Annotated in this window: 19 protein-coding genes and 1 tRNA gene; 10 read left to right on the top strand and 10 right to left on the bottom strand. The window is 60.2% G+C overall.

What is annotated here, in order from left to right; translation table 11 throughout:
* Position 1: 1 nt before the first annotated feature.
* The 8 genes from CAK95_RS06455 to CAK95_RS06420 form a co-directional block, all read right to left on the bottom strand.
* Positions 2-1,525 carry a monovalent cation/H+ antiporter subunit D gene (locus CAK95_RS06455; protein WP_086087171.1) on the bottom strand — a complete coding sequence of 508 codons (1,524 nt, stop codon included), beginning with the start codon at positions 1,523-1,525 and terminating at the stop codon, positions 2-4.
* Entirely contained in the window at positions 1,522-1,893 is a 372-nt protein-coding gene (locus CAK95_RS06450) for a Na+/H+ antiporter subunit C (protein WP_086091240.1), read from the bottom strand. The genes CAK95_RS06455 and CAK95_RS06450 overlap by 4 nt, the downstream gene beginning before the upstream one ends.
* A 5-nt stretch (positions 1,894-1,898) precedes the next feature.
* Positions 1,899-4,715, bottom strand: a complete 2,817-nt coding sequence (locus tag CAK95_RS06445) for a monovalent cation/H+ antiporter subunit A (RefSeq protein ID WP_086087170.1) — start codon at positions 4,713-4,715, stop codon at positions 1,899-1,901.
* 354 nt (positions 4,716-5,069) lie between these two features.
* Positions 5,070-5,903, bottom strand: coding sequence for an exodeoxyribonuclease III (gene xth, locus CAK95_RS06440; RefSeq protein ID WP_086087169.1), 834 nt, complete (start codon positions 5,901-5,903; stop codon positions 5,070-5,072).
* Complete coding sequence (locus tag CAK95_RS06435; protein ID WP_086087168.1) at positions 5,900-6,544, bottom strand: alpha/beta hydrolase family protein; 645 nt, start codon at positions 6,542-6,544, stop codon at positions 5,900-5,902. Before CAK95_RS06435 ends, xth begins: the two co-directional genes overlap by 4 nt.
* 184 nt (positions 6,545-6,728) lie before the next feature.
* Positions 6,729-7,625 (bottom strand): complex I NDUFA9 subunit family protein, encoded by an 897-nt coding sequence (locus CAK95_RS06430; RefSeq protein WP_198343812.1) that lies wholly within the window; start codon positions 7,623-7,625, stop codon positions 6,729-6,731.
* A gap of 357 nt (positions 7,626-7,982) precedes the next feature.
* Positions 7,983-8,059, bottom strand: a tRNA-Arg gene (locus CAK95_RS06425).
* 89 nt (positions 8,060-8,148) lie between these two features.
* Entirely contained in the window at positions 8,149-8,775 is a 627-nt protein-coding gene (locus CAK95_RS06420) for a hypothetical protein (RefSeq protein ID WP_120265425.1), read from the bottom strand.
* Positions 8,776-8,900: 125 nt separating this feature from the next.
* On the opposite strand from CAK95_RS06420, the gene CAK95_RS06415 reads away from it, so the two are divergent.
* The 8 genes from CAK95_RS06415 to CAK95_RS06380 all read left to right on the top strand — a co-directional run bounded on the left by CAK95_RS06415 (position 8,901) and on the right by CAK95_RS06380 (position 18,337).
* Positions 8,901-10,355 carry an LVIVD repeat-containing protein gene (locus tag CAK95_RS06415; protein WP_245303648.1) on the top strand — a complete coding sequence of 485 codons (1,455 nt, stop codon included), beginning with the start codon at positions 8,901-8,903 and terminating at the stop codon, positions 10,353-10,355.
* A gap of 148 nt (positions 10,356-10,503) precedes the next feature.
* Positions 10,504-11,637 carry an amidinotransferase gene (locus tag CAK95_RS06410; RefSeq protein WP_086087167.1) on the top strand — a complete coding sequence of 378 codons (1,134 nt, stop codon included), beginning with the start codon at positions 10,504-10,506 and terminating at the stop codon, positions 11,635-11,637.
* Between the two features lie 116 nt (positions 11,638-11,753).
* Positions 11,754-12,488, top strand: coding sequence for an IclR family transcriptional regulator (locus CAK95_RS06405; protein WP_147413685.1), 735 nt, complete (start codon positions 11,754-11,756; stop codon positions 12,486-12,488).
* A 100-nt stretch (positions 12,489-12,588) separates the two neighbouring features.
* Positions 12,589-13,818, top strand: a complete 1,230-nt coding sequence (locus tag CAK95_RS06400; RefSeq protein WP_086087165.1) for a CaiB/BaiF CoA transferase family protein — start codon at positions 12,589-12,591, stop codon at positions 13,816-13,818.
* Positions 13,819-13,821: 3 nt separating this feature from the next.
* Entirely contained in the window at positions 13,822-15,000 is a 1,179-nt protein-coding gene (locus tag CAK95_RS06395) for an acyl-CoA dehydrogenase family protein (protein ID WP_245303647.1), read from the top strand.
* 67 nt (positions 15,001-15,067) lie between these two features.
* Entirely contained in the window at positions 15,068-16,891 is a 1,824-nt protein-coding gene (locus CAK95_RS06390) for an acyclic terpene utilization AtuA family protein (protein ID WP_086091235.1), read from the top strand.
* A 21-nt stretch (positions 16,892-16,912) separates the two neighbouring features.
* Positions 16,913-17,932, top strand: coding sequence for a ketopantoate reductase family protein (locus CAK95_RS06385; RefSeq protein WP_157699557.1), 1,020 nt, complete (start codon positions 16,913-16,915; stop codon positions 17,930-17,932).
* A gap of 147 nt (positions 17,933-18,079) precedes the next feature.
* Positions 18,080-18,337, top strand: coding sequence for a cupin domain-containing protein (locus CAK95_RS06380; RefSeq protein ID WP_157699556.1), 258 nt, complete (start codon positions 18,080-18,082; stop codon positions 18,335-18,337).
* A gap of 17 nt (positions 18,338-18,354) precedes the next feature.
* Here the strand turns inward: CAK95_RS06380 and CAK95_RS06375 are convergent, their stop codons facing one another.
* Positions 18,355-19,779: a L,D-transpeptidase gene (locus CAK95_RS06375; RefSeq protein ID WP_086087162.1), complete on the bottom strand. Its 1,425-nt coding sequence runs from the start codon at positions 19,777-19,779 to the stop codon at positions 18,355-18,357.
* A gap of 183 nt (positions 19,780-19,962) precedes the next feature.
* Here CAK95_RS06375 and CAK95_RS06370 point away from each other — a divergent pair, with 183 nt between their 5' ends.
* Together CAK95_RS06370 and CAK95_RS06365 are read left to right on the top strand one after the other, a co-directional pair.
* Positions 19,963-21,183 (top strand): acyl-CoA dehydrogenase, encoded by a 1,221-nt coding sequence (locus tag CAK95_RS06370; RefSeq protein WP_425349673.1) that lies wholly within the window; start codon positions 19,963-19,965, stop codon positions 21,181-21,183.
* 64 nt (positions 21,184-21,247) lie between these two features.
* Entirely contained in the window at positions 21,248-22,021 is a 774-nt protein-coding gene (locus CAK95_RS06365; RefSeq protein WP_086087160.1) for a sulfite exporter TauE/SafE family protein, read from the top strand.
* A 9-nt stretch (positions 22,022-22,030) separates the two neighbouring features.
* Here CAK95_RS06365 and CAK95_RS06360 read toward each other — a convergent pair whose 3' ends face one another.
* Entirely contained in the window at positions 22,031-22,873 is an 843-nt protein-coding gene (locus CAK95_RS06360; protein ID WP_086087159.1) for an alpha/beta hydrolase, read from the bottom strand.
* Positions 22,874-22,934: the final 61 nt, after the last annotated feature.

Below are 22,934 nucleotides of genomic sequence, written 5' to 3'. Positions count from 1 at the left end.
CCTATTCTCCCGCAAGATTCGCGGCGGTCTGCGGCCGCAGCACGGCTGCGATATAGCGCTGCGGCGACAATAATTGCTCCGCGGCGGCTGTCATGTCGTCCATCACTGGGCCGGCGAACACGCTGAGTGCGGCGACCGCCGCGATCATGCCTGCGATGACGAAGATTGGCGCCATCGGTACATCGCGCGGCGCCGGCGTCTCGGCCACGGGATGCGGATTCCAGAATAGCTGGATGCCGGCGCGTGCGAAACCGAGGATCAGCAGCAGGCTTGTGATCAGGATCGCCGGCCAGACTGTGGCAGTGCTGGACGCCGCGCGCCCGGCATCGAGGATCAGGAGCTTACCGACGAAACCCGCAAGCGGCGGCATGCCGACCATCGCGATGGCTAGAAGGAAGTAGAAGCCGGCGAATACATCCGTATATTGCGGAAACCATCCGAATGTTGCGCGGCTACCTTTCTCGGGCGCGAGAAGACCGGCGAGCAGAAACAGAGCCGCACTGGCGATGGTGCTCTGCACAGCGTAGTAGAGAGCGGCTGCGAGACCGGCCGCACTGTTCAGGCCGATGGCGATCAGCAGCGTCCCCATCGAGGCGATGAGCGAGTAGCAAACCAGATCGAGCACGCGGCGGCTCGCAAGCACGCCGATCGTCCCGAGAACAAGGGTCAATATCCCGGCTGGCAGAATCCATGGTGTCGCGATATCGGCGAGCGGACCGGCGCCGGCGCCGAAGATCAACGTGTAGACGCGAATGATCGAATAGGCTCCTACTTTGGTCATGATTGCGAACAAAGCGGCGGCGGGCGGAGACGTGGACCCGTAAGCGGGCGGTAGCCACCAGTGCAGCGGCACCATCGCGGACTTGATGGCGAACACGGTTAGCAGCAGCAGGGCGCCGGCCGCGAGCAGCGCCTGATTGGCCGCTGCGACGTGCGGCACCTTCACGGCAAGATCCGCCATGTTGAGTGTCCCGGTGACCGAATAGATTGTCCCGACGGCGAACAGAAAAACAGTCGACCCGATCAGGTTGATCGCAATGTAGTGGAAGCCGGCTTTCATGCGATGGGCGCCGCCGCCATGCAGCATCAGGCCATAGGAGGCAATCAGCAGCACCTCGAAAAAGACGAACAGGTTGAACAGGTCGCCGGTGAGGAAAGCGCCATTGATGCCGAGCATTTGAAACTGGAAGAGGGCATGGAAATGGCGCCCGCGCTTGTCCCATTCGCCGATTGCGGCCAGCACAACGCCGAAGGCGAGCAGCCCAGCGAGCAGCAGCATCGTAGCGGCCAGCCGGTCCAGCACCAGCACGATGCCGAAAGGTGCAGGCCAATTGCCGAGCAGATAGGTGTGCGGCTCACCGTCGCCGGCAAGGACATAGAGCCCGATTGCGACAGCAAGCTGAAGTGCGGTCGCTGTGACCGAGACGATGCGCTGGCCGGTCAGGCTGTAACGCATGGCCAGCACCAGGATCGCCGCTGTCAGGGCGGGTATCGCGACGGGTATGATGAGCCATTGATTCGTCATCGCGCAACCTCGTCGCGAGGTGTGCCAGACGATGTCTCGTCGGGCTGGATATCGAGGGCCACGTCATCGTCACCCGTCTCAAGAAAGGCGCGCAGAGACAACACGACGATCAAGGCTGTCATGCCGAAGGTGATGACGATTGCGGTCAGAACGAGCGCCTGCGGCAACGGGTCGGTGTATCCGCCGGCAGACGCGTTGACGATTGGAGGCTGGTCGATGACGAGCCGCCCCATGGTGAAGAGAAACACGTTCACGGCGTAGGAGAGAAAGGACAGCCCGATCACCACGGGAAAGGTTCGCCGCAGCAGAATGAGGTAGAGGCCAGCCGCGGTCAGCGCGCCGATCCCGCTCGCCAGGAGAAATTCCATGCTCATCAAACGCGTGCCTCCGCCCGGCGTGATGCCTCCTCCGCGCGCTCCTCCACCCGAGACAGCGTCGCGAGCGATAACAGGCAGGTGCCGACCACAGTGAAGAATACGCCAATGTCGAATGCCATCGCGGAGGCCAGTTCCACTTCCCCGAATATGGGTAAGTGAAAATAGTCAAACGTGCTCGTCAGGAAGGGACGGTCGAAGAGAAGCGAGGCCATTCCGGTTGCGCCGGCAATCATGACGCCGCCGCCGATCATTACATGGGCGTCGAAGCGGGCGCGGCGATGCGCCCAGACATAACCGCTCGCCATGTATTGCATCAGGAATGCGATTGCGACGATAAGGCCGGCGATGAACCCGCCGCCCGGCATATTATGTCCCCGGAGGAGAATATAGACGCCGACCATCAGCGAGAGCGGAAGCAGGATGCGCGCGACCACCGTGAGCATCAGCGGATGCGGATCGTGGGCCTGCTGATCGAAACGAACCCGTGCAAGGCGGCGGCCGGCAGCACCATGCATCGCTGAGTCGAGCAGCGCGAAAATCGTCAGCGCAGCGACCGCAAGCACAATAATTTCGCCGAACGTGTCGTAGCCGCGGAAGTCAACCAGAATCACATTCACCACATTGGTGCCACCGCCGCCCGGTTTCGACTGCTCGATGTGATAGCCGGAAATGGTCTCGAAGCTGCGCGTCATCACGGCATAGGCAAGCGCTGCCACACCAATTCCCACGAGCATCGCGAGTCCGCCTGCGCCCAGCTTTGCGCGCAGCGGTATCTCGTCAGGCGTCGTGCGCGGCAAGAGATTGATCGCGAGCAGGAGAAGGATCGTGGTGACCACCTCGACGGAGATCTGGGTGAGTGCGAGGTCGGGCGCGGAGAATTGCAGGAATGCGAGCGAGACCACGAGCCCGACGATGCTGGTGATGATCAGTGCCGTAAGCCGATCGTAGTGGCGCTGTATGATCAGGCCGCAGGCCAGCAGCAAGACCAGCCAGCCGGTCACGGCAGGCAGCGTCGCCGGCAGAGTTGCGCGATCGCCTGCAACCGGTGCGGGATTTGCGCCCAAGAATCCAACGAGCGCCAAAACACCAATTGACCCGATGATGACGCCCAGATAGCGCGGCAATCTTCCGTTATCGATGTCGCTGAGAATAGCGCGCGATGTCCGGACGATCCCCGCCACGGATGACTTGAACATCGTCATCGCCTCAGGCCGCGGCACCGCAAGCCGCACGCGATTGGCCGCGGGATAGGCCCACAGCAGCATCAGTCCACCGACAAGAGCGAGCGCACTCATCGCCAGCGCCGGCGTCAGGCCGTGCCACAAGGCAAGATGATAGTCCGGCAGGGCACCGCCTGCGGCCGCACGCGCGGTCTGTTCCACGACCAATCCGGCGAATGTCGCAGGCATCACCCCGATGGCGATGACCGGAATGATTAGCAGCGCCACCGGCAGCCACATGCCGAATGGCGGGTCATGGGGATGGAGCGGATAATCGCTCCGCTTCGGACCAAGGAAGACCCGGAAAATGAGCCGCGCGGAATAGGCCGCCGACAGAAGCGCTCCGATGGTGGCAAAAAGCGGAAAGAGCCAAGCCTGGCCGGCGTAAACCGTGTGCGATGCCTCCTCCAGCATCATTTCCTTCGACAGGAATCCGTTCAACAGGGGCACTCCGGCCATCGACGCCGCAGCGATGATGGCCAGGCCCGAGGTGATCGGCATGAGATAGTACAAACCGCCAAGCCTGCGGATGTCGCGGGTGCCGGCCTCATGATCCACGATGCCGGCGGACATAAACAATGCCGCCTTGAACGTTGCGTGATTGAGGACGTGGAATACGGCGGCGACCACTGCGATGCGGGTGCCGAAGCCGAGCAGCATTGTCAGCAGGCCGAGATGGCTCACGGTGGAAAAGGCGAGCAACGCTTTCAGGTCGTCCTTGAACAGTGCGATCCACGCCGCGATGACCATCGTGACAAGGCCGGTCATCGATACGATCAGGAACCATTCCTGCGTGCCGGACAGGACCGGCCACAAACGGGCGAGCAGGAAGATACCGGCCTTCACCATTGTTGCCGAATGCAGATAGGCAGACACCGGTGTCGGTGCGGCCATCGCATGCGGCAACCAGAAGTGAAAGGGGAACTGTGCCGACTTGGTGAAGGCACCGAGCAGGATCAGCAGCAGCGCCGGCAGATAAAGCGGCGAAGCTTTAACCGTCTCGCCGCGTGTCAGGATTTCGCTCAATTCGAAGCTGCCGGCGATATGTCCAAGCAGCAGCATCCCGCCCATCAGCGCGAGCCCGCCAGCACCGGTGACCACCAATGCCATGAGTGCGCCCGCGCGCGAGGCCGGCAGGTGATACCAATAGCCAATCAGCAGAAACGAGCTGAGACTGGTGAGCTCCCAGAATACAACCAGAAGGAGGATATTGTCGCTCAGGACGATGCCGACCATCGAACCCTGGAAGAGCAGAAGATAGCAGAAGAACCGCCCGAGCGAGTCCGTACGATCGAGATAGAAGCGGGCATAGAGAATGATCAGCAGGCCGATCGTGAGGATCAGTGCCGCAAAAAACAGCCCAAGCCCGTCAACGAAGAACGAGAACGAGAGGCCAAGCTGTGGCAACCATGCGACGCCCGTTCGCGCAACGTCTCCGGAATAGACGCCCGGGATCTCCGAGAGCAGGATGACAAGGGCGAGTGCCGTAACCGCGGCCGTTGCGGCTGTGCACACGTTCCGCCCGGCCTTCATGGCGAGCGGCGGGACCAGTGCGCCGATGAAAGGGATTAAGACAATAAGGGCAAGTTTCATTCACGATACGTATGTTGGCTCGTCTGTAGCAGGGCGGATGGTGCCTTGGACGTGATTCTCAAAAAGAATATGCGAACTGAAGCCCGTGCCAACCTGCTATGGGGACGCATGCAGGGATAGGCCAGTTCGCCTCCCGCCAGACGGCGATTGGCAGCAAAGTAGAGCTTCGGCGCAGAAGAGGGGCCTCGCTGTTATCTGTCAAGGAGGGGCCGCGCCGCGTGCGGACATTGCCGACGTCGAAACGGAGGGTCACAAAATGTCCAACCGGCATGCGGAGGCAAGTCAGCACGGCTCCTGGCGCTCGCTCGTGACACGAATGTGATGATCGAGCTACTCCGCTTCCATGCGCATCCGTTACAAGGATCTGACCGGCTGCCGTCGTCTTACTGTCGAAAGTGTGCGGCGGTTGCCGGAAGCATCCGACAGTGTGATCCAGGCTGGCGCGTGATCGCTGGCCTTTTCCCAACCGCGCACGTCCCGGTCGACGCCTGCAGCAACGAGGCGTTTTGCAACTGACGGGCTCAGGAGAAAGTGATCAAGCCGAAGGCCAGCATTGCGGCCGAAGGCATTCCGGAAATAATCCCAGAACGTGTAAATGCGTTCATCCGGATGCATTGCGCGCAGCGCATCGGTCCAGCCTTGCGCAACAAGGGCGTGAAAAGCGGTTCTGACCTCGGGACGAAACAAGGCGTCATCAATCCAACGCTCCGGTTTGTAGACGTCGAGTTCGGTCGGCATGACATTATAGTCGCCGGCCAAAACAACAGGTACGCCAAGCTTGAGCAACGATGCAGCATACTCGGTCAAACGCTCGAACCAGCGAAGCTTGTAATCAAACTTCGGTCCAGGCGCTGGATTCCCATTGGGAAGATACAGGCACCCGATAACGATGCCCGCAACCGCCGCTTCGATATAGCGGCTGTGGCTGTCGTCAGGATCGCCCGGCAGGCCGCGTCGAGTTTCTATCGGTTGCGTGCCTCGCGCCAAGATGGCAACGCCATTCCAGCTTTTTTGGCCATGCCAGATGGCGCCATAGCCGGCCTTTTCGATGACCCCGATGGGAAAACGATCGTCCGGCGCTTTCAATTCCTGAAGACAGACAACGTCGGGAGCGGCTTCTTCGAGCCAACGCAGCAAGGGCACTATTCGCCCGTTGACGCCGTTGACGTTGAAGGTGGCAATCTTCACCGAGGCTTCTCATTGGCAAGTTTGTCGGCCCAGTGCGAGACGGCCTCTGCCAATGTCCGAAGATGATCGGACGCGGAAAAGCCTGACACACTTTTGCGTGGCCTGAGATCATGATCGCCGTCTTCCAACCAAAGGACCTCGATTTTCTTGGACAGCGGATAGCCGGAGACCTCTTCCTTCGTCCCGAACGGGTCGCGTGTGCCCTGAACCATAAGCGTCGGCGTCTGTAGGTCAGCTAAGTGGCTGGTGCGCAGCTGGTCGGGTTTACCCACGGGATGAAACGGATATCCAAGGCACAACAGTCCGGCGATGCGGCCGGCTGCATAAAGATCGTCGGCGATCATGCTGGCGATGCGGCCACCCATCGATTTGCCACCGATGATGAGCGGGCTTTTTGCCTCCAGTGCGCCTATTGCGGCGATGTATTCGGGAATGAGCTTCTCCGCTCGCGGAGGCGGCTTGCGGATGGGTGAACTGCGGCGGCCAGCCATATAATCGAACTCGAATCGGGCAACACGCAAGCCGGCTTGCGCCAAGGTGGTCGCCATCGCGCTCATCGACGCGGAGTCCATCGGCGCGCCGGCGCCATGCGCCAGAAGTAGCGTCACTTTCGCTCGTTCTGGGCCGTTGGTCAGAAACATCGGGGGGCGTTTCCGCGACAGGCATTCGTGTTCAGGGCGACGCAAAGATCTTGAAAGATCGCGGCGCCTCGGCATGGACGAAACAGATAACGACGTTTTCGTCGGGGCGCGATGATTTCTTTATCCGCGGCAGCTCTCTCGGAGCGGCTGTGCGATCAAGATGAGATTTCACGGACGCCATCTTTCAGCCGATCGCGGCCGCGACATGTCCGATGTCCTGCGGCTCAATGCCGAAATCGCGGAATCCTGGGAATTGCGAGGACGCGATGTTGTCGATCTTCATAAGTTCAACCTGGTTTCGCGTGATGAGAGGCTGAGGGAGCATTTCCGAGAAGAAGGCAAGGGCATGCCATGCCGCGAACGGCATCGGAAGGAAGACGCGTTTCACTCCGATGTGTGTTGCAATGGTGCGCAGCAAGTCTTCATAGCTCAATATATCCGGTCCGCCGAATTCGTAGATCGCCGCCGGCTTCGGAGTGTCGAGTATGCGCGCAATCGCTTCGGCAACATCGTCGACGTGACTCGGCTGCAGCAAGGTTCGGCCACGCCCAAACAGCGGCAGCACCGGCGATTTTCGCAACAGTCCGACCAAAGGCGTGAGAAATGCGTCATCGGGTCCGAACATCACGCAGGGACGTACGATTGTCGCGGCAGGGAAAGCGGCGCGCACAGCTTTCTCGCCTTCGCCGCGGCTCCTGATGTAAGGGGAGCGCGAACGAGAATCTGCTCCGACGCCCGAGACGTGCACGAGCCGGCTAACGCCGCACTCCCGCGATATTCGTGCAACGCGAGCGGCTGCATCGCCATGGACTGAGCGGAAGGTCTGGCCACCATGCTCGACATACAAACTCACAGCATTGACAACGCCGATTGCGCCCGTGACCGCCGAGCGGACCGAGGCGCCATCGTTGACATCGGCCTGCACCGGCTCGATGCGCGCCTCCTCGCGGGAGGTGTCCCGGCCCTGTTCGGAATGACGCGAAATCACGCGCACCTTGTGCTGCCTCGCGAGGTGTCGAACAACGCGTCGGCCCAGGAAGCCAGTCCCGCCAAAGACTGCGAAGGTCTGCAAGAAATTCACCGCGCTGTGTACTTCTCCGGAATCGGCCGGTCGTTCTCACCGACTGGCAAAAGCTCCGATGTTATCGGCGCGCATTTTGCGTGCCACGTCGCGGATCGTCATGTTCGGGTCCGCCAGGTGCACGTTGCTAACGGTTACTGAACAGCCCCGTTCCGTCATGTGTCTGCCGAAAGACCACCGGCAGGGGTGCAGGCCTAGCGTCCGAGCGAATGAGCCCTCTGCCACGCATCCGCGCCTGCTCGCCATCCTGCGTCGCGGTCTGACCCCGCCAATACCGGGGATTTTTCGTTGGCGGAATCTGTGGTGAGTTTGCGCTTTGCCCGTTTCGGGCCGATTTGGATAAGTGCTTGATTTAATTGGCGCACCCGACACGATTCGAACGTGTGACCTTTGCCTTCGGAGGGCAACGCTCTATCCAGCTGAGCTACGGGTGCGTGGTGGCCTTCATAGCCGAAATGCCGGCCGCACCGCAATGCGGGAGATTGTCGTTTAAGAAGATCGGCCCAAATGGGTGCGGCCCCGCTCATGCACCCAGATCGCGGGTTGCCCAGCCTGTAATAACGTCGCCGTTGAGAAATTGCAGGACAAGCGCTTCCGGCGGTGCCGTGTGGCCGGAGCCGGCTACCGCGGTGGCGACCATCACGTCGCATTTGCGCGAAAATGCCACGACCAGCACCTGGCCACCCAGCACCTGGCCACCCAGCACTTGGCCACCCAGCACCTGGCCAGCATTCGTGCCCGTGATGCGATAGCGGCGGGATCGGCCCTTCATATCTGCCACGGCCACATCGTTGCCGGGTGCGTCGCCTGCATATCGCGCACTGATCAGTTCGACATCGCCGATGCGATCAATCTCTTCATCGTCGGCGACACCTGTCGTGCAATTGCAGAAGCCGATCTTGGCGCGCACATAGACATTGATCTCGGTGCCGCAGTCGCGTGCTGTACAATTGAATGCGCGTCCCAAGCCCCATTGATCCATCAGGAATGGCCAGCGCGTTTCATGCCACGATGGATGGATGTTGTCTCTTGCATGCGATGCGGAGGATGATGTTACGGCATCGTTCAGATTTTTTCTGCTGATGAAAGCCGCAGACATCACGACACATGCGATCGCCAATCCGGTCAGGCTGATCTGCAAAGTCCTCATGGCTTCACTCCGGCATTCACACTAGCATAGCGTAAGGACGGCCCATGGTCGTCTCACAACATCTGACAATCAAGAGCGTTCCGATAACGCCTTCAAGCATTCGATCCATCAAGGGAGGATCTCCGATGAGCGCATGCCGTCATCCGTGGATTGTCTTGTCAGTCTGCTGCACTGCATCACTTGCGTTGAACACACCGCTTCTCGCTCAGACGCAGAAAGTCGGCGATCCTCCTGAAGCCAATAACATGCGGCTGGTGGGACACAATGATCTGCAGGCGCGCAGTGCCTATCAGCCGACGATACACAAACAGGGCGATCGCTACATTGCCTATATCGGACACCATGGTGGCACAGACGCCGTTCCTGCTCCGGTCAATCCGCTGACGAACCAGAATGAATTCAACGGCACCTCGATCATCGACGTCACCGATCCGGCCAATCCGAAATATCTGAAGCATCTGCCCGGCACGAAGGGCAATTACGAAAATGGTGGCGGCCAGATGGTGCGGGTCTGCGACGGCAAGATGTTGCCGAAAGGCGATCCGAATGCTGTCTACATGCTGCGTGTGTTCGGCAATGAAGCGCATGAGATCTGGAATGTCGTTGATCCCGCCAACCCTAAGCTCATCGTCCGGCTTGGCGGCCTGAAGAACACGCACAAGAATTGGTGGGAATGCGACACCGGCATTGCGTTTCTCGTGTCGGGCGTTGATGGCTGGCGCACGCGGCGCATGACCGAGGTCTATGATCTCAGTGATCCAGCAAAACCCGTGAAGATCCGCGATTTCGGATTGCCGGGACAGGAGCCAGGCGCCACAGGACCAGTGCCGACCGAACTGCATGGACCGATCTCGACCGGGCCTGCTGGCAATCGCGTCTATTTTGGTTATGGCACCAACAAGGGCGGCATCTTGCAGATCGTCGATCGCGAAAAGCTCATCAACGGTCCGAAAGAGCCGACGCCGGCCAACTTGCGTTATCCGGAAATCGGCCGGCTAGAAATGCTGCCGCTCACTGGCGCGCATACGACCTTCCCGATGCTGAAAATGCCGATTGCCGAATTTGCCAGGGACAAGGACGGCAAGACACGCGACATCGTCATGCTGGTCAACGAGTCGCTGGTGAACGAATGCCAGGAAGCACGCCAGATGGTGTGGTTCGTCGATACGACGGTCGAAACGCGGCCAATGGTGATCTCGAGCTACACCGCGCCGGAAGCGAGTGGCAATTTCTGTCAGCGCGGCGGCCGGTTCGGCGCGCATTCATCGAATGAGAGCATGGCGCCGGTCTATTACAAGAAGTTCGCGTTCATCTCCTTCTTCAATGCCGGAGTGCGCGCGATCGATATACGCGATCCTTATCATCCCAAGGAGATTGGATACTTCATTCCGGCGATCACCGAGGCCACCGACAAACGTTGCGCCAAGGTGGATGGGCAGGACCGCTGCAAGGTCGCGATCCAGACGAACAATGTCGAGACCGATGACCGCGGCTATATCTACATCGTCGATCGCGCCAATACCGGAATGCATATTCTGGAATTGACAGGGGAGGCTCGCAAGACGGCTGGGCTGCCTTAGCCTAGCCATCTGTCACAACCGGCCTGGAACCAGTGGCGTCGTAAAAGCTTGACGGAAGGTATCTGCGCCCTTGCGCATGCTTTTGCGTGTGCAAGGGCGGTCCAGTCACTAAGTACGACGAAAAGCCGGGGCGAGGGCAGAGAGTGTCATGCTCGAGCGCACCACGCAGAATGTCAAATGGGACCAGCCATCGGGTGAGCCAGAGGTTTGCCCGGTCAATTCCCATAACGAATGGGATCCGCTGGAAGAGATTATTGTCGGACGGCTTGAGGGTGCTGTGGTTCCGTCCGCCCATCCGGTGGTCTCTTGCAATATGCCGGGATGGGCCGGCCGGCTGCAAAAGCTCGTCGCGGGATTTCGCTTTCCGCAGCTCATGATCGAGCCGGCACAGCGGGAGCTTGATCATTTCGTCCATGTGCTGGAAAAGCTCGGTGTGATCGTGCGTCGTCCCGACGCAGTCGATCACAAGAAAAAATTCGGCACGCCGGAATGGTCATCGCGCGGATTCTGCAATTCCTGCCCGCGCGACTCGATGCTGGTGATCGGCGATGAGATCATCGAGACGCCGATGGCGTGGCCGTGCCGATATTTCGATACCCATTCCTATCGGGCGATCCTGAAGGATTATTTCCGGCGTGGCGCCCGCTGGACCTCGGCGCCCAAGCCGGAACTGACTGACGATCTGTTCGATCCCGATTTTCGGCTGCCGGAGAAGGGCGAGCCGCTGCGTTACATCCTGACGGAGTTCGAGCCAGTGTTTGACGCAGCCGACTTCGTGCGCTGCGGCCGCGATCTTCTGGTAACGCGGAGCAATGTCACAAACCTTTCAGGCATCGAATGGCTGAGACGCCATCTTGGCCCGGATTATCGTATCCATGAAATCGAAAGCCGCTGCCCCAATCCAATGCATATCGATACGACGCTCTTGCCGCTGGCGCCGGGAAAGCTGCTGGTGAATCCGGAATACGTCGACGTCAGTCTTTTGCCGGATATTTTCAAGTCCTGGGACGTCCTGACCGCGCCTGAGCCGGAGCCGATCAAGAACGAGAAGCTGCTCGAAATCACATCGATGTGTGGGCGATGGCTGAGCATGAACATCTTAATGGTCGACCAGAAACGGGCGATCGTCGATCCGCATCACCAAGGCATGGTTCGTGCGCTTGAGCAGTGGGGGTTTGAAACCATTCCTGTGCCTTTTCTGCATTACGCTGCATTTGGCGGTGCGTATCACTGCGCAACCCTCGACGTGCGCCGCCGCGGGACTCTGCAATCCTATTTCTGATGCAGGCGGCTTTTGCGCCCATAATGAATCAAGACAATCCGTTGGGAAGCCTGTAAGAAAAGGCTTTGTTATCGGCGATCGTGCGGACGCACGATCAAGCGGAGCCACGCCGTCTGATGTCGAAGATTGTCGACCGGACTCTCGATTTCATCGAACTGTTTGCGGCCGAACGCCGGCCGTTATCGTTGTCCGATATTTCCCGGTTGCTCAATATCCCGGCTTCGAGCTGTCACGACGTGTTACGCGCATTGCTGGCGCGTGGCTACCTTTATGAGATCGGCCAGCGCGCCGGGTTTTATCCGACGGTTCGGCTGTTCGATCTGGCGAAGGTGATCACCGATCACGATCCGATCCTGCAGCGCGCCGACATCCTGTTGCGGAAGGCCCGTGACACGATCGACGAATCGGTATCGCTGGCGAAAGCCGGAAAATCGACCGCGAATTATCTTCTCGTGTTCGAGCCGACGCATCCACTGCGCTTCATGGTCCGTGTCGGCAGCACTGTGCGAAGTCTGCATGCGACATCGGCCGGCAAGGCCTTTCTCGGTAGCCTACCGCCGGACAAGTTCGAAGCCTATCTGAAGACTGCCAAGTTGACGCCGATGACGCCGAAGACCATCCGCACCAAAGCGGAACTGCGGGAGGACATTGAGCGGTCGCAACGCCAAGGCTATTTTCTCAATCGCGAGGAGAGCGTCGAGGATGCGACCACGGTCTCGGCCCTCTTCCGCTGGAATGGTGCCGACTACATCGTCACCATCGCGGGGCCAAGTTCTCGCATGGCCGGCAAGCTCGATCAGGCGATCAAGTTGACGCTCGACACCTGCCGCGCGCTTGGCGGCAACGATTAAGCAGCCGCACCGGCCCCGGTTTGACTCTGCCATGACCCGGCTCTAAAAATATTCGAAATAGCGATAATAATTTCGCAATAGCGAATAATGGAGGAAGCCGGTGAGGTCTGAAGGCGGTGCCATATCGGCGTCCGGCTCGCAAAAGGCGTCCGGTCCGTTGGCTGGCGTGCGCGTTATCGATCTGACGACCGTCGTGATGGGGCCATCTGCGACGCAAATCCTCGGCGATCTCGGCGCCGACGTCATCAAGGTGGAATCCGCCGGCGGCGATTCCATGCGCTGGGTGGGTCCCAACCGCAGCGACGGCATGGGGCCGCTCTATCTGCAGGCCAATCGCAACAAGCGCAGCGTCGTGCTCGACTTGAAGAACGCGAAGGATCGCGAGGCGCTGCTGTCGCTCGTGTCCGATGCGGATGTGTTCGTCTCCAACATGCGGCCGCAGGCGATGGCACGGCTTGGCCTCGGTTATGACGCTATCAGCGCGGTGAATCCGGAGATCATCTACTGCCTCGCGGTCGGTTATGGCTCCGACGGGCCGAATGCCGGCCAGGCCGTTTATGACGACCTCACGCAGGCGGCCTGCGGCATCGCCGGCTTGTTCGGCGCGATCGATGGCGTGCCGCGCTATGCGCCGGTGAATATCTGCGATCGCGTTGTCGGTCTCTATCTCGCCATTTCGATCATCAGCGCGCTGCATCATCGCGCTGTCACCGGCGAAGGCCAGGAGATCGAGGTGCCGATGCTGGAGACGATGGTGCAATTTGTCCTCGCCGATCACATGGGTGGTGGTGCTTTCGTGCCACCGCTCGGGGACATGGGCTACAAACGGCTGATGTCGCGCGTCCGTGGGCCTTATCCGACAAAGGACGGTCATCTTGCGCTGGTCGTTTACACTGACAAACATTGGCGCGCCTTTTCGGCGATGATCGGCCAACCTGATCTGCTTGACACCGATCCACGCTTCAAGACGCAGGAAACACGCACGCAATATGCCGAGGATATGGGGCGGTATCTCGAACAATATCTGCCGCAGAAGACGACCGGCGAATGGATCGCGGCTTTGCGCGCTGCCGATATTCCGGCGTATGCGGTGAATCGGCTTGAGGGTTTGTTCGAAGACCCGCATCTGAAAGCCGTGAAGCTGTTTCAGGAAATGGATCATCCGACCGAAGGCCGGCTGAAGACTGCGCGTTTCCCGGTGAAATTCTCAAAGACGCCGGCATCGATCCGGCGCCTTGCGCCCAATCTCGGCGAACATACCGACGAGATTTTTCCTGGCCGCGCCAAGGACGTAACCAGCAAAAAGATGTCGGAAAAGATCGAGGAATAACGCGTGAAGACCTTCGATTCCTTGTGTAATACGCCGGAAAGGCGCGAAATCCGCGATGCGATCCGCGCAATCTGCGATCGCTTCGGCGATGACTATTGGCTGGAGAAGGATCGCACGCATTCCTTCCCGCATGAATTTGCAAAGGCCATGGCCGATGGCGGCTGGCTCGGCATCGCCATGCCGGAGGACTACGGCGGCGCGGGGCTTGGCGTCACTGAAGCGGCAATCATGATGCAGGAGGTCGCGCATTCGGCTGGCGTGTTTGCGGCGTGCTCGACCATTCACATCAACATTTTCGGTCTGCATTCGATCGTCAAGCACGGCACCGACGAGCAGAAAAAGAAATGGCTGCCGTCCATCATCGATGGGTCGTCGCGTACCTGTTTCGGCGTCACCGAGCCGGATGCCGGCCTTGATACCTCGAAGATCAAGACGCGGGCCGTGTTGAAAGGCGACCATTACATCGTCAACGGCCAGAAGATCTGGACCTCGACCGCGCAGCAGGCTGACAAGATCGTGTTGCTCGCGCGCACGGTGCCGATCGAGGAATGCAAGAAGCCGACCGATGGCCTGACGCTGTTCTATACCGATTTCGACCGCTCCAGGATCGAGGTGCGCGAAATCCCGAAGATGGGCCGCCACGCGGTCAATTCAAACCAGACCTTCTATGACAATCTCGAAGTGCCGGTGGAGCATCGCATCGGCGAGGATGGCAAGGGCTTCCGCTACATCCTCGATAGCCTCAATCCCGAGCGCATCCTCAACGCGGCAGAAGCGGTGGGCATCGGCCGCCGTGCGCTGGAGAAGGCTGTGGCCTATGCCGGTGAACGCGTGGTGTTTGGCCGGCCGATCGGCCAGAACCAGTCGATCCAGCATCCTTTGGCGGAAAGCTGGTCGGAGCTTCTTGCCGGCGAGTTGATGACGCTGCATGCGGCGGAGCTTTACGATTCCGGTCAGCCTTGCGGTGCGCAGGCGAATGCCGCGAAATATTTCGCCGCCGATGCCTGCTTCAAGGCGACCGATCGCGCAGTGCGTACGCATGGCGGCATGGGTTATGCCGCCGAATTCCATGTCGAGCGTTATTTCCGCGAATCGGTGGTCGTGCGTCTTGCGCCGGTCTCGCGCGAGATGGTGCTGAATTACATCGCCGAGCGCGAGCTTGGCTTGCCAAAGTCGTACTAGAGCATGCCGAAAAGTGTGAAGCGGTTTTCGAACAATCATGCTCAGCGGATATGAAGCGGGGCGGCACGTGACAGACCGTATCGTCAGGATCGGCGGCGCGTCCGGCGCCTGGGGCGACAGCCCGATGGCCATTCCGCAATTGCTGACGGCGGATGTTCATTATCTGATGATGGACTATCTCGCCGAAGTGACGATGTCGCTTCTCGCGCGGGCGCGCATGAAGGATGCGAATGCCGGCTTTCCGCCGGATTTCGTCGCCTATCTCAAACAGTCTCTGCCGGAGATCGCCAGACGCGGCATCAAGGTCGTTAGCAATGGCGGTGGCGTCAATCCGCATGCTGCCAAGCGCGCTTTGGAACAGGTTTGCAATGAACTTGGACTATCGCTCCAGATCGCGGTGGTCGAAGGCGATGACGTGCTGCCGCGCATCGATGCACTGCGGACGACGGCGCGCGAAGCCTCCACCGGCGAAACCTTGCCGGAAAAGCTGCTGACCGCCAATGCCTATCTCGGCGCATTGCCGATTGCAGCGGCGCTCGATTGCGGCGCCGATATCGTCATTACCGGGCGTTGTGCGGATTCTGCGCTCGCGCTCGGTATCCTGATGCACGAATTCAAATGGGCGGCGGACGATTATGACAGGCTCGCGGCTGGGAGTCTCGTCGGCCATATCCTCGAATGTGGACCGCAATCGACCGGAGGCGTGCATACCGACTGGGAGAAAGTGCCGGGTTGGGAGAATATCGGTTATCCGATCGCGTCCTGCAGCGCCGATGGCAGTTTCGTGTTGTCAAAGCCGGATAACACCGGTGGCTTGATCGTGCCGGCCTCGGTCGCCGAGCAGGTGTTGTACGAAGTCGGCGATCCGGCGGCTTACATCCTTCCCGATGTCGTTGCCGATTTTAGGCAAGTGACGCTCGAACAGATTGGGGACAATCGCGTGCGCGTGAGCGGAGCGCGCGGCTATCCGCCGACATCGCAATACAAGGTGTCCGCGACCTATCAGGATGGCTGGCGCGGTGTTGCGACGGTGTCGATCGTCGGACCGGATGCCGTCTTGAAAGCGGAGAGAACCGCAGATGCATTGCTTGCCCGTGCGCGCATGTTGTTTCGCCAGCGGCAATTGCCGGACTTCACCGCGGCGCATACCGAAGTGCTGGGCTCGGAATCGGCCTATGGTCCGAAAGCCAATGTCCGGATGGCGCGCGAAGTATTGCTGCGCCTTGTGGTCGATCATGTCGACCGTGAGGGCATCGATGTGTTCGCACGCGAGCTCGGGTCGGTTGGCCTCGGCTTCGCGCAAGGCACGACCGGCATCTTCTCCGGGCGTCCGAAACCGGTGCCGGTCGTGCGGCTGTTCACATTCTTTATCGATAAGGCTGCTCTTAGCGCCCCGGCGGTGCAAATCGGCAATGAAGAACCTTTCTCTGTCGATGTGCCGTCGCACGGCGGTTATGTCGCCCCAGCCGAGAAGGCGGATCATGCCATTCCCGCGCAAGATGGCGCGTCTGTCGAAATCGACCTGCGCAGCCTTGCCGTCGCGCGTTCGGGCGATAAGGGCAACTCATCGAATGTTGCGATCATCGCCCGCGATCCCGCTTATGTGCCGATCCTGCGGCGTGAAGTGACGCCGGAAAAGATGGCGGCGCATTTCGATGGTCTCGTGCATGGCAAGGTGGTGCGCTACGAAGCGCCGGGTTTGCACGCATTCAATTTCCTGATGGAGGACGCGCTCGGCGGCGGTGGCATGGCGTCGCGACGCATCGACCCGCAAGGCAAAGCGTTCGGCCAGATGGCGCTGGAGATGAAGATCAAAGTGCCACTTTCGGTGGCGCAGAGCTTGCAGCCTGACAAAGACCTGCAATCCAGATCGAGCAACAGTCCTGCTTGATCCCGCCGAGTGAGGACACCTTTGCGTATTTGCATTTACGGAGCTGGAGCGACGGGTGGTCATTTTGCCGTCAAGCTGGCACGTGCGGGCCATGATATTTCGGTGATCGCGCGCGGGCCGCATCTGGTCGCCATCCGTGAAAACGGTCTGACGTTACGCAGCGGCAACGAGCTGCTGGCCGCCGAAGTTGCCGCAAGCGACAATGCGAAGGATTTCGGCGTACAAGACGTGGTGATCGTTGCCGTCAAGGCGACCGCGATTCCATTGATCGCGCCGCAGATCGCGCCCGTTATCGGTCATGACACCCTTGTCGTCTTTCCACAAAATGGAATGACCTGGTGGTATCCGCTCAAGCTGTCACCCAAATGTCCGACGCCGCCGAAGCTGCCAATCTTTGATCTGGGCGAAGCCTTTCTGAAGGCAATGCGTCTCGATCAGATTGTTGGCGGCTTGATCTATTCGGCTAACGAGGTCGAAGCGCCCGGCATCATCCGCAACAATTCGCCCGATCACAACCGGATGGATATCGGCGCGATCGATGGCCGCGGCAACGACATCATTGCGGATTTGCGCAAGGCGTTGAGCGAGGCCGATATCATCTCGACAGATCCCGGCGACATCCGGGCGGCAGTCTGGGCCAAGCTGCTGACCAATATGAGCGGGTCGACGCTAGCACTGGCGACTGGCAATCGTTCCGATGGCACGCGCGATGATGCGGCGCTCAGGGAAATTTATATGCGCATTGTGCGCGAGGGCCTGGCCATCGCGGCCGCGCATGGCTTTCCGCTTGATGACAAGCTTGATCCCGAGCGCATGGTCGCGCGGTTGCTCAATCACAAGCCGTCGCTCCTGCAGGATTACGAGCAGCGGCGGCCGATGGAAATCGCCGAAATTGTTCTTGCGCCGGTGGCCTTCGCCCGTTCGGTCAATCTCGCAACGCCGACGCTCGATACCGTCGCTGCAATCGTGACCAGGATTGCGCGGGATCGGGGGCTGTTGTCGCCGACCATTGGCGGGCCTGCGTTGTCGCCAGCGTTATGAAGAACGAGAGGCTACGCCAATGTCACAATGCTCGAAATATGTGATCCGTCCCGATGAGATCGAAGCTTATTCGCCGCCAATCATACGGGCACGCGCAACAAGCGACTGATCGGTCCGCGCGTCAATGGCTCCCGGCATCTGGAAATTGTGCTGCGAGAAATCGAGCGCAACGAAGGTGCGCTGGCGCATGCGCACCCCGATCTCGATCAGGCCGCTTGTGTACTGGAAGGCGAGGCGCTGGTCGAGAACGACGACGAACCGTACAACGTCAAGGCTGGTGATTTGCCCTATTTCCCTGCCAGAGTGTTTCACAACATCAAGGTCGCCAGTCCGGTGATCCGGCTGCTGGTGATCTATGCGCCGCCTTATGACGAGCGGTCCGAACAGGTAGTGACGAAGCGCTGAGGTTAGGTGACACCGTGTTAGTGCGTCTCGACGATGAAGTCGGTGTACAGCCCTGTCTCCTTTCCAAGACCATGATCGGAAATGATCAGTGATGCGCCGGCGGTGATGTATTCCGATACGCGATCGATCACATCCTGCGGGATATCGATCCGGTCGAGCACATTGACGATGCTCTGTCCCGCTAGTTGATCAGGTTCCTTCGCTTGCGATCGCGCATGCTTCGCCGGAGCTTCTATGCGAACCGATGAATCGATCTGCAATGAGTTTTTCGACCTCTCCCCGCGCGGCAGTTCAGCTGGCAAGGTTACCGCCATCCAGCGCAATTCCTTGCTGTCATCGCCTCTGTTGTAGGCAGTCAGGACATGGGTGCCGACAATCGCCTGCTCGTCGCGGATGGTGACCGGTGCGGTGAACAGCGGAATAAAGCCTTGGCGCACGTAAAGCTGCTTCTGCTTGCGGCTGATAAACACAGAGATCGGACCGCTCGGCGATGCCTTCTTCTGCTTGGCCTGCAGCGATTGCGCGAAGCTGTCCAGGATCGCGTCCGGGATGTCGGCTTTTTCCGACGACAGCGAGGCGGTGAGGCTCTCTTTCGTAGGCTCCGCGGTGGGCGCCGCTGTTTCATCGTGCGTGTGCCGGGCCGACGCGCCGGTCTCGATCAGCCCCATCCCGGCCGTGCGGACCAAGACTGGCATCGTCGTATCCAGCGTCCGGCGCAGCGGCGGCTCGGTTTCGACCGTGGTCGGCGCCGGCTTTGGCTGGAACAGCTTGGCGTGCGCGATGTCATAAGGCGCGGTGTCTTCGCGTGAGACCACTACCCGGGCGCCGAGCTTGGTCGTGCGCCAGAGGAAGCTGGCAAATTGCTCGGGCAGGCGGATGCAGCCATGCGAGGCGGGGCGGCCCGGCAAGACGCCCTGATGCAGGGCGATGCCCGACCAGGTCAGCCGTTGCATATAGGGCATTGGCGCGTCGCTATAGATATTCGAGCGGTGGTGTCGGTTCTTCTGGATGACGCTGAAGATGCCGGTCGGGGTCGGGTGTGTCGGTGTGCCGGACGAGACCGGCGATTCCATCACCAGCTTGCCATTGGCGTAGAGCGCCGCGCGCTGTGATTTGATCGATACAACCAAAAGATGTGGCCCGGGCGGGGTCGGGATTTCTTTCTGCTTCCCAGGGCCAGGAACGGCGGTCTTTTTGGCTGGCGCGGGCCTGACACGCTGCCTTATAACGGGACGGGCATATGGATCTGCCCTGCGCCCCATTTCCGGCGGGTATCCATATCCGTACGGTTCCGGTTGGCGGTAATAGAAGAACCCACTCTGGGCCTCCGCCGGCTCCGGCAGGAGGACTGTGGAGCCGGTCAGGCAGACCAGCGCCAAGGCATTGATACTGCTGAAATGCGCGGCCTTTTGCAGGCGCGAAAATACGCTCTTGCTTTGCACGGCAAAAATCCTCAAACCCCGGGGCGTCACCACTTTAATCGCTGAATCCGAACATAATGTTAGTAAGCGCAACCCCCGCGGTCATGTCTGAGACGCTCCGCAGCCGCTCGCGGTTCGATGGTGTTGCTTTTGCGAAGGATTCCTGCCCGTTGGCCGGCAGCAGCCTCCTGTGAGGAGAGGATCATGAGTCAAGCCGCTGAAAAGCTCTCTGGGAAGAGCCCCGTTTCGATGAAAGACGCGCATTTCAATTGGGAAGACCCGCTCGATCTTGAGGGAGAACTGACCGAAGAGGAGCGCATGGTACGCGACACCGCGCGCGGCTATTCACAAGATAAGTTGATGCCGCGGGTCATCGAGGCCTATCGCCACGAAACGGTTGATCGCGACATCCTGCCCGAAATGGGCGCGCTGGGCCTCCTTGGCCCGACCATTCCGGAGGAATATGGCGGGGCCGGTCTTGGCTATGTCGCCTATGGCCTGATCACCCGCGAGATCGAGCGGATCGATTCCGGTTATCGCTCGACGCTGTCGGTGCAGTCATCGCTGGTGATGTATCCGATCTATGCCTATGGCAGCGAAGCGCAGCGCAAAAAGTATCTGCCGAAACTCGCCACCGGCGAGATGGTCGGCTGCTTCGGCCTGACCGAGCCGGATCATGGTTCGGATCCCGGCTCGATGGTCACGCGCGCCGAAAAGGTGCCGAACGGCTATCGTCTTACCGGCGCGAAGATGTGGATCTCCAATTCGCCGATCGCCGACATCGCCGTCGTCTGGGCGAAGCTCGACGGCAAGATCCGTGGCTTCATTGTCGAACGTGGCACCGAAGGCTTCTCGACGCCGAAGATCGAAGGCAAACTGTCGCTGCGTGCATCGGTCACCGGAGAGATCGTGCTCGATAACGCGTTCGTGCCGGAAGAGAACCTGCTGCCGAATGCATCGGGTCTTGCCGGTCCGTTCGGCTGTCTCAATAACGCGCGTTACGGCATCGCCTGGGGTGCGCTCGGCGCCGCCGAATTCTGCTGGCACGCTGCACGGCAATATACGCTCGACCGCAAGCAGTTTGGCCGTCCGCTGGCTGCTAACCAGCTCATCCAGAAGAAGCTCGCCGACATGCAGACCGAGATTACACTTGGCCTGCATTCTGCGCTGCGTCTCGGCCGTCTGATCGAGGCCGGACGCGCGGCACCGCCTGCCGTATCGATGCTCAAGCGCAACAATTGCGGCAAGGCGCTGGATATTGCCCGCGTCTCACGCGACATGCATGGCGGTAACGGCATTGCCGACGAATTCCATGTCATGCGTCATGTCGCCAACCTTGAAACCGTGAACACCTATGAGGGCACGCATGACATCCATGCGCTGATCCTCGGTCGCGCGCAGACGGGGATCCAGGCATTCTTCTGACAGCATGATCCCGAAAAAGCGGTAACCGGTTTTCGGGACGGATCATGCTCAACGAAGAAAGCAAATGGATCTGACATCGGCTTCGTTATTGTGTGCCGCCGGTATTGCCGGCGGCACACTTGCGACTCTGGCTGGCGGTGCTGGGCTGGTCACATTTCCTAGCCTTCTGGCTGTTGGTCTGCCGCCGGTCGTCGCCAGTGCTTCCAACCTCGCCGCCCTGACACCCGGCAGCTTCCTTGCAGCGCTGATTGATCGCACGCAATTGCCGCCGCTGGACCGCGCCTTTGCCGGCCTTGTCTTCGCGTCGGTGACCGGCGCTGCGCTCGGAGCGGCGCTGCTGACAGTGACGTCAACACGGGTCTTCGAATTTCTCGTTCCGTTATTGCTCGGCTTTGCGACGATTCTGTTCGCCTTTGGCGATCGCATCAGCATGGCAATTCGCGCTCGCTCGTTGGCACGCCATGGATGCGAGCCGCAGATCAAGATCACGTCGATCCCGATGCTGCTGCCGGTTTCCGTTTACGGAGGCTACTTCGGCGCGGGCGTCGGGGTGCTGCTGCTGGCTGTATTATCGCTCGCCACGGCAGGCGAATATCGGCCGGCCAATGCCGTCAAGAACCTGGTGGCTGCATTCAACGGTGTCGTCGCCATCTTCATCTTTGCAGCGCAGGGCGTCATTCATTGGCCGGCCACGCTTGTCATGATGATCGGAGCGCTGGTCGGTTCGCAGATCGGCACGCGCATCGCCCGCTACGCACCGCGCGAAGTGATGCGCTGGGTGGTGATCATCGTCGGCCTATTGCTGACGGTCACCTATACGTGGCGTTACTGGTTCTGACGTTGCGTGTCAGCCGGCCTTGGTGAGTTGGCACAGCGTGACAAGCCGATCCACCATCGCGCTCTTCGGATCGGCGAGATCGGCGATGACATTGAAATGGTGCTTGCCCGGGATGGCCTCGTAACGGGTCTTCACGCCTTCCGCGCCCCATATGTCTGCCATCTCCTTTGACTGCCGCACGAATTCGGGTAATTCCGCCGCGCCGACGACGATATCCAGCACTTTGCCCCTTGGGGCCGGCCAGAACAGCGGCGATGACGCGCGCGCGCTTGCCTCATCCAGCTTGAAGTCGGTATTCATCTCGGTGTGGATCAGCGGCGTCAGGTCGAACACGCCGGAGATCGCGTAACCCACCGGCGCGAGGTCAGCCGGTGCATTGGCATCGAGAGCTTTCCAGTCCGTTGCCATCAGGCAGGCGGCCAGATGCCCGCCAGCCGAATGGCCATAGATCATCATGCGCTGGCCGAAGCGCTTCCACAGAAACAGCGTGGCTGCGCGCATCTGCTCGATGATTTCCGCCAGCGTCGCCTGCGGGCTGAGGTCGTAACCGGCCATCGCGACATTGATGCCGCGCTCGGTCAGGCCGCGGGCGAGATGACTGTGCTCCTTTGGGCTGAGCGCACGCCAATATCCGCCATGAATGAAGATTGCCCAAGGCGCATCCTTGTCGCCATGAAAGAGGTCGACGATCTGCCGGCTGGTTGAGCCGTAGCGCACGTCGAGTTCGGCGCGGTCCTGCTTGGCCATGGCATCGCGATAGGCGGCGCCATCCTTTTCCCACTGCGCCACGATCTGCGGGAATTCGGCCACATGCGCGCGATTGTTGTAGGCCGCGTTATTGTCAATTGTCATTTCAAGTCTCCCGCGCACTGCCATGCAAGGCGCGGGAGATTGCGTCAATGGCCGCGGTGGA

The sequence above is a fragment of the Pseudorhodoplanes sinuspersici genome, assembly GCF_002119765.1.
Taxonomy (GTDB): domain Bacteria; phylum Pseudomonadota; class Alphaproteobacteria; order Rhizobiales; family Xanthobacteraceae; genus Pseudorhodoplanes; species Pseudorhodoplanes sinuspersici.
The sequence above is the reverse complement of the archived record's forward strand: the minus strand, read 5'-3'. Positions and strand labels throughout refer to the sequence as shown.